The sequence below is a fragment of the Thermohahella caldifontis genome (assembly GCF_041153465.1).
Lineage (GTDB): Bacteria > Pseudomonadota > Gammaproteobacteria > Pseudomonadales > Oleiphilaceae > Thermohahella > Thermohahella caldifontis.
The window spans coordinates 2,401,265-2,419,003 of sequence record NZ_CP154858.1 but is presented as its reverse complement, the minus strand read 5'-3'; the positions used below and the strand labels follow the sequence as shown (position 1 = coordinate 2,419,003).

The following is a 17,739-nucleotide window of genomic DNA, read 5'->3' as shown; positions in this document are numbered from 1 at the left end:
GCTGGCGTCTCCCCATTTTTTCAGAAGGCGCCATTCAACCTTTTGACTTTAAAGGGAAAAACGTGATGTGGTAACGGAATCGGGGTTTCCCTCCAGGTACAATGTGATTGCCTATAAGTCACTGAACCCAAAGGAAAACCCCGATGCCTTACCATGCCACAGATCGGACAAAATGGAAAGCCCGCCTCTGCAGCCTGATTGACCAGGCACCTGAACAGATCACACGGCCTGTGAGAAAACTCATGGCAGAGGTCACTTTCGGCATCCTCACTTCCGGTTCCCTCACGCAGGCAGAGATTGCCCGCACACTCAATGAGCCATGCAGACTGCACCATACCCAGAAGCGCATCTCCCGCATGCTGGCCGGACACAGTGAAGTGGCCTGGGCCGCAGAGCAGGTGCAGCTTGCGCACGTCAGCCGGCACGTCACGCAGGACATGATCCTGGCCATTGATCCGGGCGATCTGAACCGTGACGGCGCACCGAAAAGTGAATGGCGGGGCCGCGTCAGGGACGGCGATACCGGAGAAATTGTCGGCGGATATCCGCTGATGACTGTGGTGGCACGGGATGTCCGGCGCGGGAAGACGCTGCCGTTGCTGACCCGCCTGAACACCCCGCAGCGCACGGCATTCAGAAGCGAGAACCATGACATTCTCTCGGTGATGGATGAAGTGAGCCGGCATATCCGGAAGGATCTGCTCTGGGTGATAGACCGGGGAGGCGACCGGGGCATCCTGTGGGATGCCTGGATCCGGTGTGAGCGACAGGTGCTGGTCAGAGCGGCCAATCAGCGCTACTGGTGCTGGCGGGACCGTCATAAAACAGCGCAGCAGATTGCCCGTGAACTGCCGCTGAAGCACCAAGGGCAGCTCAGACGGGGAGGCCCCCGCGTCAGGTTCGGTATCACCCGGGTGATGCTGCGAGAGCATCCGGACAGCCCCTTGTGGATGATTGTCGTCCGCCATGACCGGCCGGAACCTCTGGTGCTGGTTACCACGCGTCCGGTGCGCGGAAGGCGACAGGGAGAACGCATGATCCATGCCTACATGGACCGCTGGGCCTGCGAGGAAGGCTACCGCTTTACCAAGCAGGGCTTTGCGCTGGAGTCTGTGCCGGCACGGCGCTTCACCACACTTCAGAATCTGGTTGCGCTGGCGAGTCTGGCCTGGGGACTGCTTGCCGTCTGGCAGGACCGGGATAGCTGTCTGATCAGAAGTTCACGCCGTCAAAAGCCAGACAAGGCGCTTAAGTTCCCGTTCTACAGCCTGCTCAAGGGATGGCAGAACCTGTTCAGAGGTGCACGGGTGCTGTTCTGGCCACTTTGGCGCAAACGAAAACCACGAAGTCTGATTGATGACTTGTTTGCCCGAAATGGTTCTCTCGCCACGGGGCCGGGGTAAAAAATGGGGAGACGCCAGAGGCTACCCTGGGCTTATCCCAACCGGAGATATCACGGATGAATCAGCTGCCTCCTGGACTGTATGACCTGCTTCTCACCGATGAGTTAAACACTCGTATCCCAGATCATCATGCCCAAATCGAAGGTTTTAAACAGAGTGCGGCACAGGAACTGGTCTCTGAGGTGGCAAAACGCCTCTATGATCTACTGGAGTCTTTGCCTGAGAATAACGATCGGCCAACGATTCAAACAGAATTAGCGAATAGCCTGCTTGAAACCCTTCTTGACCGCGTACGCGAATGCGTCGGTGAGATATCAGATGACGTTCTGACGTTAGATCGGTTTCTCATCCCTCCCAAACGGCTTTCTGCGATACAGCCTGTAGGTCGCCGTTTCACTGCGCCGGAAACGGGTCTGCACGCACCTTGGCTCTTTACGGCCAGTAAGGATACGCCTTCCTTGCTCAGTGAAATTCGAAAAGAGCTCGCGTCTGCAGATCAGGTGGATATTTTGGTCAGCTTCATTACCGTTTCGGGAGTGAGAAAGCTGATGGATCTCTTGCACGAAGCGACCGCAGTAGGCGGTGAAGGTGAGCGTGGAACTCGCTTGCGTATACTGACGACCACCTACACAGGCGCGACCGATGCAAAAGCTCTGGATCAGTTGGCGAGCTTACCGGGTTGTCAGGTGAAGGTGAGCCTAGATGGCCGCCGGACACGGCTTCATGCGAAGGCTTGGATTTTTCACCGACAAACAGGATTCGGCTCGACCTATATCGGTAGTGCGAACTTATCTGGTGCAGCGCTCACCGGTGGACTGGAATGGACAGTTAAGCTATCTCAGCGCGAGCAAACACGTCTATTTGAACGGGCGAAAGCCCACTTTGAAACCCTTTGGGCTGATCCAGAATTTTCGGTTTATGACCCGAGGAATGAACACCATCGCCTGCGGCTTGATGCAGCGCTGGCCAAGGAGAAAGGGCAGGGTGCGTTGTCACTTGATAACCCAAAAATTTACTTTGACCTCTCTCCCAAGCCCTATCAGCAAGAGATGTTGGACCAGCTTGCCATTGAACGTGAGCATGGCCGAATGCGGAATTTAGTGGTCGCCGCTACGGGGACGGGTAAAACCATGGTGGCCGCGTTTGACTATAAAAGGCTGTGCGAGGTACTTGGGGGGCGACCTAAATTGCTGTTCGTCGCACACCGAGAGGAAATTCTCAAGCAGGCGCTGCACACCTATCGCGCTGTTTTACGGGATGCGGAGTTTGGTGAACTCCTCAGCGGTAGCGATAGGCCGCAATCCTACCATCATCTTTTCGCCACAATTCAAAGTGTGACATCACGTGCACTGGTGGAGCAAGTGGGCGGCGATTATTGGTACCAAGTAGTCATTGATGAATGCCACCACATTGCTGCGGAAAGTTTCTCGCGTTTGGTGGGCTCAATTTCACCCAAGATACTGTTGGGGCTCACGGCCACACCGGAGCGAGGAGATGGACAGGTCATTCATACATTCTTTGATTCCCGCCCAGATGGTTCGCCTGCTGTGGAATTGAGGCTTTGGGATGCCTTGGAAATGCAGCTCTTGGCACCTTTTGAATACTATGCATGCGATGACCCGACAGATTTACGCGGGGTGCCTTGGCGCCGGGTAGGAGAGCGCAAAGCGCTCGAGGAAGCGATTGCGCAAAATCGAACACGCGCGGAGCACGTGATTCGTGCATGGCAGGAGTTGGTTGTCGATCCGAGACAGTGTCGCACATTGGTGTTTTGTGTTTCCGTTGACCACTCGCGCTTTATGGCCGATGTACTGAATGAGGCAGGTATCGCGACCGCGTACCTGACCGGACAGTGCTCGAATGAAAAGCGGAAAGCAGTCAATGATGATTTTAGACAAGGCAAGTTATCTGCCGTCACCACCGTAGACTTGTTTAACGAAGGTGTCGATTTTCCGGAGGTGGACACATTACTCCTACTGTGGCCAACAGCAAGCACGGTTATTTTTCAGCAGCAGATTGGTCGCGGGCTTCGGTTAGCAAAAGGCAAGGAGAGCTGCTTAGTGCTGGACTTTGTGGGGCAGCATTCAGCGGAATATCGTTACGATTTGATGCTGACGGCGTTAACCGGTTTGTCGAGGCGGCAATTGCGCCAAGCGGTTGAAAAAGGTTTTGATACGTTGCCGCCTGGCTGCCATATCCATTTGCAAAAGCAGACACGTCAGCAAGTGCTCGCACACTTAAAGCAGTCTTTAAGTTCAAGGTGGCGGGATCTGGCTCAGGAACTTGCGCGTTATGCCTCCCATCGATCAACGCGCAAGCCCAAATTGGCCGAATTTATTCGGGATCAGGGTGTGGAGCTTGAGGATATCTATCGCGCGACCAAGCCTCGGGGCTGGACCCAGTTAAAGATGGCTGCGCGGCTCATCAACCGAACGCTTGCGGCTGAAGAGGGTGCCATGGCGGATAGCATGGCTACGCTCACCCATCATGATGATCCCCGTGTGCTGGATGTCATGCTTAAATTGGCGCAGGAGCGTGCCCACTTTCAACCCGTTGATGCGCTTGACAAACTTCGAGCGCAAATGTTGATGTATCAACTTTTCCATGATTACAACGATGTGGGCCCCTATCTCCAATTTGTCCAGAGGCTGGCGAAATATCCGGACCTGTGCGATGAGTTGGAAGATATTGCTGAGATGTTATTGAGTCGCACCACGCACCGCTACCTCCCTATATCAGGTTTGGTGGATCGCCCACTTTGCTTGCATGCACGATACCATCTCCGTGAAATACTTACCGCGATTGGCAAGCATACTGTCGATGCGCGGCCAGCTTTCCGAGAAGGGGTCTATCGTGATTCAGATCAGCAGATTGAGTATATCTTTGTCACGCTAGACAAATCAGCGGGCTTTCATGAGAGTATTGCGTACCAAGATTACGCTATTTCCCCCAATCATTTTCACTGGCAGAGCCAAAACAGCGCACGTCCTGGGACTGCGGCAGGCAAACGGTATCTAGGTGCGCCTGATAATGGCTGGACCTTTCAGTTATTCATCCGCGAAAACAAGGAGATGGCTTACGTGGCCTGTGGGCCGGGATCTATCGTTAAGATCGAAGGTGAAGCGCCCATGAGTATCACATTTGAGCTGGTTCATCCGCTAGCTGCGTCCCTATTCAGGCGCTTTAGCGTGGTTCGAGGACTGTAGTTTAGGAGGCTACGCTGCCCGCAGATTAAACAGCCTGCTTTGCATTTGAAGATTCTTTGGCTGATAATGTGCATATGCACAGGAGACCCGCCATGCGCGCCACTTCAGCTCTCGCTCAGCCAGACAAGTCCAGAGTCCTCGGTGAAGCCGTCATCAACGCCGGGGCAAGGCTGGGGCTGTCTGCGGAGGAAGTGGGCCGTGTGATCGGCCGCAACCGCACCACCATCGCTCGCAATGGTGTGGATCCGGAATCGACAAGTGGCCAGCTTGCCTTGTTGCTCATCCGCATCTACCGGGGACTCTATGCGCTGGTGGGGGGCGACGAGAACGAGATGAAGCACTGGATGCATTCGCCCATCCGAACCCTTCAGGGCGTACCGGCAGAGCTGATCCGTGATGTGACCGGTCTGGTGCACGTGGCGGAGTACATTGACGCCATCCGGGGCAAGGTGTGACGGATATCTGGACCACAGCAGGGGGCCAGGAGGCCATCTGCCCCTTGGGCGGAACCGGCTACAGGCTGGTGGAAAGCCAGGAAGTGGTGGCAACGACGCAGATTGTGTCGAGCCTTGCCGATCAGGCGCTGCTGGAGGAAATGCTGGAGCAGTCCAAGCCGCCAATGCGTGCCGGTACGGAGCGGCTGCATTATCTGCTCGCGACGCCCTTTCGCTACCCGCCCTTGAGTCATGGCAGTCGCTTCGGTACACGCTGGGAGCCGAGCCTGTTTTACGGCGGTACTGCTGTCCCGGTTACCCTCTGCGAGGGGGCGTTCTACCGGTTCTGGTTCTGGTACGACAATGCGGCCGGTCCGGCCCGTCCGGTATTGCAGACCCAGCACACGTTGTTCTCCTTTCGCTATCAGTGCTGCCGCGGAGTCCGGCTGCAGGGCGGGCCGTTCACACCCTTCCGGGAACAGATCCGCAATCCGGTCAGTTACCGCCTGACACAGCAACTGGGGCAGGCCATGCGTTCGGATGAGGTGGAAGCCTTTGAGTACCCCTCGGCCCGGGACCCGGCAGGAGGTGTCAATGTGGCACTGTTCACACCGGATGCGCTGGCGTCTGACCGGCCGCTGAACCAGCAGGCCTGCCTGTGCCAGACCCGTGCAGAACGTGTGGAGTTCAGTGTCGGGCGCGAGGTGCATGCGTTTCAGATAGATGCTTTCCTGATTGATGGCCGCCTGCCTTTACCCGCAGCCTGACTGCGTCAGACGGTTGAGCCGCTCCTCCACATATTCAATGACCCGCGCAAGCGTGGCCGAGTCCAGGCCCTTGTCAGGGTGGCACAAGATGAGGTTGGAACAGTTGGGTTGGTAAAGCGCCTCCTGATCATCCAGTGCGATCCATTCCGCACCCGGTGCGTGGCGCCTCAGCCAGGCTTCCACTTCCCGCTGGCGCGTTCCCGGCCCGGTATCTTCCAGTTCCGGCGTCATGCCGACCACGTTCGGATTGATGTGTGTCCTGAACCAGGAGAGCGGGTGCACGATGCGCCAGGTCGAGGTGATGACAACAGGCAGATCATAAGCCCCGGTCAGGATGCGCAGGTTGCGCAACTGAATGGCACCCGGTTCGGGGGGCTTTCCCGGTGCCTTGAACTGGATGACACCGTCCAGATCCAGAAAAAGAAACAGTGAATTCATCTATACTTCCCCCTTGCTTTGGCGACTCTTGAGCAAGAGTAGCCGGTTTTTCGGGCTCGGTGAGAAGGAATTTCATGCAGGTTCTGGCGCTTTCTGATATCCATCTGGAATTTGAACCCTGGCAGTGCGATGCGTTGGCGGATGTCATCATCCTCGCCGGTGATATCCATGAGGGGGTGCAAGGTATAGAGTGGGCGGCAAGGACTTTTCCGCCCTCTTCACGGGTCCTGTACGTAGCCGGCAATCATGAATTCTACGGGGCTTCGCTGCCTGACCTTTACGATGGGTTGCGGCGGGCCGCGGCGCCTCATGATCACGTCACATTTCTGGATTGCGAGAGCATTGATCTGCTCGGATACCGTTTTCTGGGGTGTACGCTCTGGACAGACTTTGCCATTCTGGGAGACCCGGAGTCCGGGATGGATACCGCGCGGGTGATGATGAACGACTACAATATGATCGACTTTGGTGGTGTGCGCATGCTTGAACCGGAGGATGTTCAGGCCTTGCATCACCGGAGCCGGCAATGGCTTCAGGAGGAACTGGCCCGGGCCCGCAGCGAGCAGGTTCCGGCCATTGTGATCACCCATCATTGTCCCACGCCCCAATCCGTCCCCGAGCGCTTCAGAGGACACCCGCTCAACGGGGCCTTTGCTTCGGACCTTGCCGGGCTCATCGCGCAGGAAGCACCGCAACTGTGGGTACATGGCCACACCCATGACCGATTCGATTATCGCCTGGGCTCAACGCGTATCTTTTGTAACCCGGTAGGCTATCCGGAGGAACGAAGGGAAGACGCCGCCGCAGCGGGATTGATCCGGCTGGAACCGGCACCCAGGCCGGGGCAGTCTGCAGATGGATGTGTGGGGGATGGCCATTGAAAACGGAAACGTCAGGAGGGTGGGTTGGCATGACAGACAGTCCCGTGCTCGTCATTGACCTTGAGGCGACCTGCTGGAAGAACCAGATCACGCCGGAGGGGGAACCGCAGAGTGTGGACAACATGGAGATCATCGAGATCGGTTGCGCATTGGCCACCCGGGCGGGCAAATTGATTGAAAGCGCCAGCTTCATGGTGCGTCCGGTTCGCTTTCCCCGACTCAGTGAGTGCTGTATCTCGCTGACCGGCATCACCCAGGACATGGTGGATGCGGCCCCCCTTTACCCCGAGGCGATCGAGGCGCTGGACGCCTGGCTGGGAGAGCTGCCGGACGGGTTCATCTGGTGCAGTTGGGGTAACTATGACTACCGGCACATCATGAGACAGAACCGGGACAGTGGCATGACACCTCGTTTCTGCAGGTTTCCTCATCTGAACCTCCGGTATCTGTGGAAGCACTCCACGGGTCGGAAAAAGAAGAACACCCTGAAGAATGCGCTGCATTTTCATGGGCTGTCATTTGAAGGCAGGCAGCACCGCGGGGTCGACGATGCGCGGAACATCGTCCGCCTGCTGCCGTTCATGGACTGGTCCCTTGAAGCGGAAATCCTGGCTCGTGCGGGTCAGCCAGGATCTGACTGAGAGGCTCCCCGCTGGCATGGGGGAGCCAGGGCATCTCCATATCCTGAAAAGGTGTTTGACAGCATCATAAAACTGATTGTGATAACGATTATTGTTTATATGCCTCATTCAGGACGTTGCATCAAAAAAGCTGCGCTGGCAGCGACGGCGGTGGGTTATCTGACCCAGGCGGGGATCCTTCCCTGGATGCCGCCCCTCTGGGATACGAGCAATATACTTTCCGAAAAGTCTGTTGTCGGCCAGCTTCTGCACATCCTGGTGGGCTATCAGGCCCGGCCAAACCTGCCACAAGTGGGGGCTTATCTGGCCACGCTGGTCATCATTCTCTTCGGCATGAAGTGGGCTGGTCAGCATCAGGCCGAAGGCGCTGTACAGGCCGCCTGAGCTTTCCCCGTTCAGCCCGGCGGCAAACGCCGGGCTCCGTTCTTCCCCCATTGCGAACCTGACCCAAAGTGCGCACAATCCCCCGCGATGAGCCGGCGGGGTACCCGGCCGGTATCCATGAATCTGGGTGGGTGTGATGCACGACCTTTCCGCTCGTTTTGAGGCGCTTGACCTGCTGATCCGGGACACGGCGCCGTTCTGGGACTGGTCACCGTTCGGAGCGGTGGATTGCCCCTGGGCGTCGCGTGCGCCGGGTCTGTATGGCCGTGTTCAGGCGCTGAGCGATGCGGAAGTCGAACATCTCATGGGCGATGATGACGCCCTGCTTCACTGGCTCGCTGAGGCGGGGCTGCACGAGGCCGCCAAGCTGGCGGAAATGGTCCGGGTAGCTGTGCTGGCGGACGTGCATTCACCCACGCAGGCGGAGACGGATCCGCGGGCCTGGGCGGGGGTGCCGGGTCGTAAACAGGCTCAGATCCAGGCATTTCTGCATACCCTGCCACCGCGTTCGGGTACGGTGCTGGAATGGTGTGCCGGCAAAGGTCATCTCGTTCGTGTGGTCAGCCGGGTCACGCAAAGACCGGGTATCGGGCTGGAACTGCAGCCGGATCTGGTTGTCACCGGGCAGGCGCTGGCGGATGCGCAGGGTGTGGCGGTCAGCATGCGGCAATGTGATGTGCTGGCAGACGAACACCGCGTTGCCGATGCGCTTGGCCATGCCCGGACGGCGCTGGCCCTGCATGCCTGCGGTGAACTGCATCGCGCGCTGGTCAGACGCGCCATCGGCGCCGGGGTGCCCGAGCTGATTCTGGCACCCTGCTGCTATCACCTGCACGGGCCGGACCGCTATCAGCCCCTGTCCCGCGCCGGCGAGGCTCTGAACCCGGGGTTCAGGCGTGATCAGCTCCGCCATGCGGTGCGCCAGACGCAAACCGCTCCGCCCCGGGTACGCCGTCAGCAGCATGCGCTGAATGTCTGGCGGCTGGCCTTCGATGCCTGGGTGCGGGCGCATCTGGGGGTCAGCCATTACACGGCGCTGCCACCGCGCCCCCTGAGTGTCCTCGGTGAGGGCTTTGAGCGCTTCTGCCGCTGGGGTGCCCGGCACCACAGCCTCCCCATGCCCGAGGTGCAGGATGAAGCGCATTGGCTGGAGGCCGGTCGCAGGCGGTATGCCTGGTATCAGCGCATGGCATTGGTGCAGGCGGTGGTGCGCCGGCCGCTGGAGCTCTGGCTGGTGCTGGACCTGGCGCTGGCGCTTGAAGGGGCCGGTTACGAGGTCACCCTGGGAACATTCTGTCCGCCTGACGTCTCCCCGCGCAACCTGCTCATCAGGGCCCGGCGCTGAAGGGCCTCGGCAGGTTTCCCCCATTCGGGTGAAGTTCCCGGTTTTGCCAAGCAGGCACGGACAGCCTGTACCGCGGACACTACACTCGCGCCCGCAACTTCAGAGACACGACATAAGGACAACGGAATGCTGCGGGATACCCTCGTCAAATGGCGCGTGACAAATGCGCTGGAGACTTTTTTCAGACATTACTTTCAGCTGGATGTGCTGGGTCGCGAGCGGCTCGGCATCCTGCGCGAAGAACCGGTCATGCTGGTCATGAATCATACGGCGTTCTTTGCGCTGGAATGTTACATGATCGGCAGCGTGATTCTGGCGGATCATCCGGAGGCGGACTTTCGCACCCTGGTATGGAAAGGCTTTTCCGAAGGCCCCGCCAGTCCCTGGTTCCGGCATCTGGGCTGCGAAACCGCGACCATTGCCAATGGTGTCCGGCTGCTCCGGGACGGTCATTCGGTGCTGATCATGCCGGAAGGGATTGATGCCACCGATGTCCGCAACCGCATGAACCGTTTTCATACCGGCTACCTGCGCATGCTGCGTGAGCATCCGGTGCCCATTGTGCCGATCGGATTTCATGGGGTGGACCAGGCCATTCCCTGGATCGTGGCTCACCAGCCGGTACTGGAGAAGAAGCTCATGCACCCGGTGAACCCGGATTGGGACTTCCTGCTCATCCCCCGGCTGCCCATCTTTCGCCCCGCGAAGGTGGTGTTTGCCGTGGGGGAACCCATCCGGCTGCAACCGGAGGCGTTGGCGGATGAAGCCGCCCTGCAAGCCACCAACCGGCACATACAGGGAGTGATCAGCGGGCTGATGGATGAGGCGGAAAGTCATCGCCGCGAGTGCATTGAGCGCTCCGGACTCAACCGGTGGTTTCACCGTTTGGTGGAGGCACCGGTTTGAGGGTTGAATCAGGTGGGATCAGGGTCCCGGTATGCGCCGCCGGACTTCCTTTGAAACAACCTTGATCCACAGCGGACTGGCCAGCAGACTGAAGGCAATCACGGCGACGGTAAGCTGGTACGCCGGTTTGCCGACGATACCGCTGGCCAGGCCCACTGATGCCAGCACGAAGGAAAATTCGCCGATCTGGGACAGCATGACGCCCGTCAGCAAGGCATCTTTCCAGTCTTCACCCATGACTTTCAGAATCAGGGCGTTGATGAAGGTGTTGGTCACCAGCACCAGTACCACGAGAAGCAGGATGGTGGCCAGATTGTCGAGCAGGAAGGCCGGGTCGATCAGCATGCCGACCGAAACAAAGAACAGCGCCACGAAAATGATGTGCAGCGGCTCCAGCGCATCGTGTACCCAGCGGATTTCCTGGGTACGGCCGATGATCATGCCGCCGATGAAGGCACCCAGCGGCGCGGAAAGACCGATCAGGCTGGTGATCAGGGCACAGCCGAAGCACAGCAGCAGGGCCACGAAGACCTGCATCTCGTGATTGTCCCGTACCCAGCCGAGAAAGGGCAGGCTGATGGCTTCGCGACTGAGCAGCCAGCCGGTCAGGGCAACCAGCACTGCACCGCCACCGAGCTGTATCCAGGGGTTGACGGTTTCCGCACCGGTCTGGCTGCCCAGCGATGCCAGCAGGATCATCATGGGCACCACTGCAATATCCTGTGCCAGCAGGATCAGCAGGGTATTCTTGCCCACGGGGCTGTGCAGTTCATTGCTGTCCTGCAGCAGCTTGATGACGACGGCCGTTGACGACAGGCTGATGACAAAACCGAGCAGGAGGATGCGCGGCAGCGGCCAGTCCAGAAACCAGCCCACCAACCAGACTGCGCCCACGCTCAGGGCAATCTGAAGCCCGGTACCGATGACCGCAATGCGCCAGCCCCTTGCCAGCTCGCGTGGTGATACCTCAAGGCCGATGAAGAACAGCAGCAGGGTGACGCCCAGCTCTCCCAGCTGTTCGAGCTGATGGGTGTCCTCGACCCAACCCAGCGCAGCCGGTCCCATGAGCACACCGGCCAGAATGTAGGCGACCAGCTGTGGCTGGCGGAAGGGCCTGAGCAGCATGCCGATCAGTACCAGCCCGGTGACCACGGCCACCACATTGAAAAGCAGGGTGGAATGTTGCATGGAGGTCTCCTAGAGCCACTGTTTGCGTTTGAAGTAGACGAGCAAACCCCCGGCCATGGTCACAAATACCCCCCAGACCGCAGGATAACCCCAGCGCCACTTGAGCTCCGGCATGTACTCGAAGTTCATGCCGTACACACCGGCCACGAAAGTCAGGGGAATGAAAATGGCGGCAAACACGGTCAGTACCTTCATGGTCTCGTTCATGCGGTTGCTGGCGAGGGACAGATAAATGTCCAGCATGGAACCGAGCAGCTCTCTTGAAGACTCCAGGTTGGCCAGCACGCGCTGGGCATGATCTTCGACATCGCGAAGATAGGGCTGCGTTACCGGTCTGATCAGCGGATGATCCTCGCGGATCAGGGTGTCCAGCATGGTGGCTACGGGCTGGATCGCCTTGCGCTGGCGCAGGAGCGCCCGTTTCATGTCCTGAATGCGGACAAGCGTCGCCTGCTCGGTGTCGCCGGACAGGAGACTTTCTTCCAGCTCAAAAATCACGTCATCCAGCTCGTCGTGGGCCTGAATGTAGCCATCCACCACCACATCCATGAGCGCATAGAACAGATAGTCCGCCTCATGATTGCGCAGCCGCCCCGCACCATTTTTCAGCCGTTCGGCCACAGGATCGAACAGCGGAGTGGCCGTTTCGGAGAAGGTGATGACCAGATGCGGGGCCAGAATGAAGCTGATCTGATCGTCAGCCAGATCCTCCGTGTCCGGCTGCCAGGGGGTATGACGCAACACCGCGTAGATGTAGTTGTCGTAGTCTTCGAGCTTGGCGCGCTGGTGGGTATTGAGCACATCTTCCATCACCAGTGCGTGGATGCCCACATGCTCGGCCAGTTGTGCAAAGAAGGCGGTATCGGCAAGTCCTTCGATCCGTACCCAGGTTGTGCCGTTGAACGGCTGTTCGAGCTGGCGGATCAGGTCGTCCGGCGGAATGTCTTTCGTGACGTCCAGGGTTTCGCGGGTATAGCGGCAGAGGGTGATGGTGGTGTCGGAAGGTGCCTCTTCGCCGACGTGAATCAGCGAACCCGGAGGCAGACCGGTCTTGGCCATATCAGTCATTCTGTGGTGATCCCTGTTTTGTCAGTACTGTAGCACAAACCGGTCGGCCGGGAATCCATCCTGTTGCGCGGGTACGGCCGGAGAAACCGGTTGCGCAGGAGTCGGCCCTCCGGTCCGAGACCTGGTCACCCACAAAACACTTGCCCCCTCCCGCCCGGCTCCCCTAAAATCCGTGAGGCAAACAGGATGTTCATGCCCCACGGAAAAGGATTCCGGTAATGGTTGACCCCCATACGCCACTGGCTACGGTACATGTGGCCGGTGAGATCTATCAGCTTCTGACCCGGGAACAACTGCGCCTGCGCCATGGTGAAGCGCTCCCCGATCCCGTGTCTGCAGACAGCCATCATGCTGCCGCCGTTGCGGATCAGGTCGAATCGTTGAAAGACAACGCCGCCCTGAAGGCACAGCTCGGTGGTGAAGTCAGCCGCACAACTCTCCTGCGGGCCATTCGTCTGGGCAGGATCAGGGTATTTCAGGGCGATGGCATCGCACCGGATATCTGGTTCCCCATGACGTCCACCGTGGTTCCTGCCATTGCGGATACCCCGCCGGCCCGTATCACGCCGCCGCCACCTGAACCGCCGCGGGAGACGCAGCGCTGGCTGTACCGGACCGAAGTGGCGCATCCGGCACCGGACCGGGAACACCGGATCCGGTTCCGTGCCGCGGGCTGGACACCTGCCGATGATGCCGCCCGGTTTCCGGGGCGTGGCGACAGCCGTCTCGTGGTGGTGGAAAGCGATACCCGCTACCGGGCCGGTGCGAGCCTGGTCGTCCGGGCCGGCAACGGGTCGCCCCCCTTCGTGTATCCGCTGGGCGAGGGTCTGCCCGGCGTACCCCACAGCCGCAATCCGGGGCCGGTGGCCACCACCCTCATGCCCGTGGTGCCGGTGCTGGAGGGGACGGACGGGCAGGTTCCCGACACCGGCTGGCTGTATCTTTTCCGTCACAATCGACTCTGGCGCATGCTGAAGGTGACCGGGCATGGCCGCTTCCGGGATGGCCACCACGAACTGGCCCGCAAGCATGACACCGCGCCTCACGCCGATGGCGTGTCCCTGAATGCGATCTGGGTGCCTCTGCAGGTCAACGGCCAGCGGGAAACCGCTCTGGACATGCGATACAGCCGTACCCTGCTGCCCTGGGATCAGGTGGCGGCGCTGGAGGCGGATCCGCAAACCCGCCTGCAACAGGGTACGGATCTGACGCCACTGACTGCCTGGCTGAAAGACGGAACCGTACCGGCCGGCTTCACCTTGCCGGCGCACCTGCGGAACCGGCCGGCCATGGCGGCGGTACCTGTGAGTGCACTGGCCTCCAGAGCCCTGCGTCTGGTCTTTCGGCCGGCAACAGACGGCAAGACAAAAGAGCTGACGGGCGAGATCCGTTTTGACGCCGGCGAGCCCGTCCCGTTCGACGCCACGGCCGGAGAGCCCCTGACCCTTGACGTTCCGGAAACGGCCCATCGGATCCTGGTTCAGGCTCAGCCGGTCACGGCCAGAACCGTTCATCCATGGCATTGGGCCTTTGATCTGCGCGAAGCGCCGGATCCGGACTCGGAAGAAGATGAACCCGGGCGTCAGCCTGTTGTGTACCTCAGCCGGGTCAACCCGATTACCCTGCCGAAAAAGGAAGCGCTGCGGTCCGTTCGGCTGAGCCGGACACACTGGCGCTGTACGGAGCTTCCGGCAACGGATGCCTGGAAATCCGATGTGGCACCGCTGGCCAGACTGGCGGAGGCGTGGCGGCAGCCTGATATCACGGAGACGGCAATGCCCCCGGGCTGGCTCTACGTGTTTCGGCAGGGGTACCTGTGGGCAGAATATGAGGTGATCAGTGAGCCGATCCCCAGGCCCGATCCCTCCCGGGTGAGTCTGCGCCCGGTCAATCTTCAGGTTCACCAGGGGCGGGATGAACGGCCCGCGCAAACGGAGAAGGCTATCCCGCGGGTCACCTTGCCCGTTCCGGAGGATGAGTCGGTGGAGATTGCCTTCTCCCACTTTCAGTGGAGCTGGGCACGCATTCAGTCACTGGGCGGGCTGCGACCTGCGGCGGATCCGGAGCGACCGGACTGGCCCTGGCACGATCCGGGCAGCGGTGTACCGCCAGCCAGCGAGGATCCCCGGCTTGCGGATACCACCGAGGCCACCATGGCCGAGCGGCGCGGGCAGCGCTGCCAGGTCATCGGGCCCGGCATGCGAAGCCTCGTGATTGCGGATCCGGAAGCCCTGCTGCACACAGCCGCCATGCGGCTCAACACGGCGTGGTCGCTCATGGAGCAGCTCGTCAGGGACATGCATATCCGGCGCGAAACAGGGGCGGGGGTGGAGCGTTATCTCGAAGCCGCGGTCCTGACCTGGTGGTGGCTCAATCAGGACATCACGCCGGAGCAGGGCACGCCCTGGCAGCGGGACCAGGCGCGCTTTGTACACCAACAGAGACTGCAATCCCGTCTGGATGCCGATGACATCAAGGCTGTACTGAAAATTGCCGAGCGGGCCCACCTCCGCGAGCTCATTTGTGCCGCACGGGAGAGCGTGCGGTGCGTACTCGACAGTGAGCTGGGTGACAGCTCTCCCGAAAGACTTGCCCGGATACTCGGTGACCGGCTGGCCTTGCCGGCAGATCATCCCCGGGGCCTGTTTTCCTTCCATGAACTGGTGGAGATCACACTGGCGCAACTTCAGACACCGGAAACCACGCTGTGCCGAACCCTGCAACTGGACGATTCGCTGGCCCGGGAACATGCACAATCCACGGAGAACAATCGTTATGCGGACCTGATGGACCGCATCGTGAGCGGACAACATCCGCTGGCAAAGATTCTGTCGCCCTGGCTGGGCAAGGAGGACTTTGCCTGGCAGAAGGCGCTCAAGCGGCTGATCCGGGAGCTGGAAATCAGCTGGGATGCGGAAAGCGATCATGCCGAGCGCATCAGACAAGCCCGGCAAGACTGGCTGACGGCACTCAGTCAGATGGCGTCGCCACCTGTCGGCCCTGCCGCCGATATTTCGAGGGCAGCGCTCAACTATATTGATCAGCTGGCACAGGTGCAGACCCGCGAAGCCTTGCGCAAGCTGACTGCAGGTGGCCAGAGACTGTCTCGCCGCTGGCTCCGCAAGACACTGGGCTGGGCACGCAATCAGCTTGCGGTTTATGGTGGACTGCTGATACAGACCGGGGACTACCTGAAGGCCGACACCCGTCAGCATACGCCTCTGGCCCTCGAACGCCACGGTGCCACGGATGCGCCGCCTGCACCCGAATCGGCCCGGGCAGCCTTGCCGGAGCGGTTTGCTGCCTATCAGGTCACGGCGATTTCGCCCACAGCACAACACGCGCTGACAGGAAGCCGGCTGAGCCTGTTCACCCTGAACGCCTTTCTCGCCCTGAATGAGGCCACCAGACAGGGCTCGACGCGCAACACGCTGAACGCACTCAGTGCGACACTGGACATGCTCGCGCTCAGTGGTGAAGCTGGCCAAAAGGTCGCGCAGCGGCTGGCCTCGGAAACGCCGGCGGCGGGACACTGGCTGGGCCAGTTGATCCGACATCCCGAGTGGGCCAGAACCTTTGCCGGGCGTCTGCCTGTCATCGCAGGCACCCTGGGGGTGGTGGTCGCGGGCATGGACTATCTGGGGGCGGCCTACAAGGGGGATGATGTCAGGAAAGCGTATGCATTTCAGGTTGTTGGCGGTGGAATGGTGACGGTCAGCACACTGCTCGCGATGAGTGGTGCCGGAATCTCTGCTGCGGTCGCTGCCGTGGCACCGCCACTGGCCCTGCTGGGATTTGCCTTGGCGGCGACGGGTGTGGTATTGGGCAATACCATATGGCACAAGGATGACCTGATGGCGCTCTGGCTGGAGCATGGGCCGTTTGCCTGTGCGCGCCCTGAGCGACGATTGTCCGTTGTCGAAACCCGCGTTCCGTTTGTCGTCCCGCCGGAGGCCGTTACCGGAGCCGCTCTGCTGCAAACCAGTCTTGGCCCCTTGCACCAGTTCCGGTATGCCGGCATCCGGCCCTGTCTGGCGGTTCGTCTTGCCCAGCCTCCTGCCACCACGCTCAGCCTGTATCTGCACAAGGTGGGTATATTGCTGATACTGGACAGCCATTACCGGCTACTCGGGCTCATGGATTACCGCCCCGCACCGGAAGGGCGCAACCTGCGGCAAGTGATCCGCCTGAACGGAAATGGCCAGCTATCTCTCAAGTTGAGCGGGCAGGCCGACCAGTTTCTGGGCACTTTCGGTCAGCCTTTGGCTGCTACCCTTGACGAACTGCTCGAAATGACCCGGGACTGGCGTGACGAGCCGGCCTCGGAGCCCAGCCGTGATACCAGCGGCCGTCTGAATACCGGATTGCTGGATCGCTGGTTTGGTGAAGACGAAGATAAATACATTGCGCCGGTACGCCAGCACCCCGAGGCTGCTGCAGAGCTATTGCTGACCGCGCTGTATCCGGTTGAAGTGCGCCAGCTCACCGTAACCCAGGAAGACGCCTCCCAGGCCCGCGGTAACATCGTGATCACCCGCCTGAGCGTACCCTACTTTATCGAGGGCCAGTCCAGACTGATTTTCGAGCTGAGAGTGACCGGCGGTTGGATCGGGCGGAGGCGTTTAGATCTGATGTATCAAAACGTCGTGCAGATGAAGGCATTGAAGTCCTCCGACTATGGTCCTGCTTTGGTCATACCGAGTCTTTTGCATCTGTCGCCCTGGCTCGGCGATATCCGGACACCGGGCATCTACGAGGACAGCAAGACGCAGGAATTGGTGATCGTTCAATCTTTCGGTTTTGGTGATCTTGCACCTCCTGAAGAAGCAGTAAAGGAAAAAAAGGTGGAAAAGCTTTCGCCCGGGCAGCACGTGATTGTGACGGCGCGGGCGAGGGTGATTGTGTCCGGAGGAACAACACGTCATGGCCTCGTGCCCCTGGAGGATAACTCGGTGGTCAGCTTGCCTTTTCGCGGTCCCTATGCCTGGACCAGCTATAATGACGAGGAAAAACCCAGGCGGGAACGAATGTGCTGGTCTCAGCTCTATACCAGTCACACGCTGGGGAGTTGAGAAAGG

At 59.9% G+C, this 17,739-nt stretch carries 13 protein-coding genes; 10 read left to right on the top strand and 3 right to left on the bottom strand.

What is annotated here, in order from left to right; genetic code table 11:
• Nucleotides 1–242: 242 nt before the first annotated feature.
• From AAIA72_RS11695 to AAIA72_RS11680, 4 genes are all read left to right on the top strand, one after another.
• Nucleotides 243–1,403 (top strand): hypothetical protein, encoded by a 1,161-nt coding sequence (locus tag AAIA72_RS11695; RefSeq protein ID WP_369600498.1) that lies wholly within the window; start codon nt 243–245, stop codon nt 1,401–1,403.
• A 56-nt stretch (nt 1,404–1,459) separates the two neighbouring features.
• Nucleotides 1,460–4,609, top strand: a complete 3,150-nt coding sequence (locus tag AAIA72_RS11690) for a DUF3427 domain-containing protein (RefSeq protein ID WP_369600497.1) — start codon at nt 1,460–1,462, stop codon at nt 4,607–4,609.
• A 92-nt stretch (nt 4,610–4,701) separates the two neighbouring features.
• Nucleotides 4,702–5,064 carry an antitoxin Xre/MbcA/ParS toxin-binding domain-containing protein gene (locus tag AAIA72_RS11685; protein WP_369600496.1) on the top strand — a complete coding sequence of 121 codons (363 nt, stop codon included), beginning with the start codon at nt 4,702–4,704 and terminating at the stop codon, nt 5,062–5,064.
• A complete protein-coding gene (locus AAIA72_RS11680; RefSeq protein WP_369600495.1) occupies nt 5,061–5,810 on the top strand; it encodes an RES family NAD+ phosphorylase in 750 nt (249 codons plus the stop codon). The genes AAIA72_RS11685 and AAIA72_RS11680 overlap by 4 nt, the downstream gene beginning before the upstream one ends.
• Here the strand turns inward: AAIA72_RS11680 and AAIA72_RS11675 are convergent.
• On the bottom strand, nt 5,796–6,248 hold the full coding sequence (locus AAIA72_RS11675; RefSeq protein ID WP_369600494.1) for an HAD domain-containing protein: 453 nt from the start codon (nt 6,246–6,248) through the stop codon (nt 5,796–5,798). The two genes, AAIA72_RS11680 and AAIA72_RS11675, sit on opposite strands and share 15 nt — an antisense overlap.
• Before the next feature lie 74 nt (nt 6,249–6,322).
• Between AAIA72_RS11675 and AAIA72_RS11670 the strand changes: the two genes are divergently transcribed.
• The 5 genes from AAIA72_RS11670 to AAIA72_RS11650 all read left to right on the top strand — a co-directional run bounded on the left by AAIA72_RS11670 (nt 6,323) and on the right by AAIA72_RS11650 (nt 10,405).
• A complete protein-coding gene (locus AAIA72_RS11670; protein ID WP_369600493.1) occupies nt 6,323–7,129 on the top strand; it encodes a metallophosphoesterase in 807 nt (268 codons plus the stop codon).
• 29 nt (nt 7,130–7,158) lie between these two features.
• Nucleotides 7,159–7,770 (top strand): exonuclease domain-containing protein, encoded by a 612-nt coding sequence (locus AAIA72_RS11665; RefSeq protein ID WP_369600492.1) that lies wholly within the window; start codon nt 7,159–7,161, stop codon nt 7,768–7,770.
• Nucleotides 7,771–7,821: 51 nt separating this feature from the next.
• Nucleotides 7,822–8,154 (top strand): hypothetical protein, encoded by a 333-nt coding sequence (locus AAIA72_RS11660; RefSeq protein WP_369600491.1) that lies wholly within the window; start codon nt 7,822–7,824, stop codon nt 8,152–8,154.
• 136 nt (nt 8,155–8,290) lie between these two features.
• Nucleotides 8,291–9,499 carry a methyltransferase gene (locus AAIA72_RS11655; protein ID WP_369600490.1) on the top strand — a complete coding sequence of 403 codons (1,209 nt, stop codon included), beginning with the start codon at nt 8,291–8,293 and terminating at the stop codon, nt 9,497–9,499.
• 126 nt (nt 9,500–9,625) lie between these two features.
• Nucleotides 9,626–10,405 carry a lysophospholipid acyltransferase family protein gene (locus tag AAIA72_RS11650; RefSeq protein WP_369600489.1) on the top strand — a complete coding sequence of 260 codons (780 nt, stop codon included), beginning with the start codon at nt 9,626–9,628 and terminating at the stop codon, nt 10,403–10,405.
• 18 nt (nt 10,406–10,423) lie between these two features.
• On the opposite strand, the gene AAIA72_RS11645 is transcribed toward AAIA72_RS11650, so the two are convergent.
• A complete protein-coding gene (locus tag AAIA72_RS11645) occupies nt 10,424–11,593 on the bottom strand; it encodes a cation:proton antiporter (protein WP_369600488.1) in 1,170 nt (389 codons plus the stop codon).
• Nucleotides 11,594–11,602: 9 nt separating this feature from the next.
• Nucleotides 11,603–12,661: a magnesium/cobalt transporter CorA gene (gene corA, locus AAIA72_RS11640; protein ID WP_369600487.1), complete on the bottom strand. Its 1,059-nt coding sequence runs from the start codon at nt 12,659–12,661 to the stop codon at nt 11,603–11,605.
• Nucleotides 12,662–12,879: 218 nt separating this feature from the next.
• Here corA and AAIA72_RS11635 point away from each other — a divergent pair, with 218 nt between their 5' ends.
• Nucleotides 12,880–17,733, top strand: coding sequence for a hypothetical protein (locus tag AAIA72_RS11635; RefSeq protein WP_369600486.1), 4,854 nt, complete (start codon nt 12,880–12,882; stop codon nt 17,731–17,733).
• The last annotated feature ends 6 nt before the right edge of the window (nt 17,734–17,739 follow it).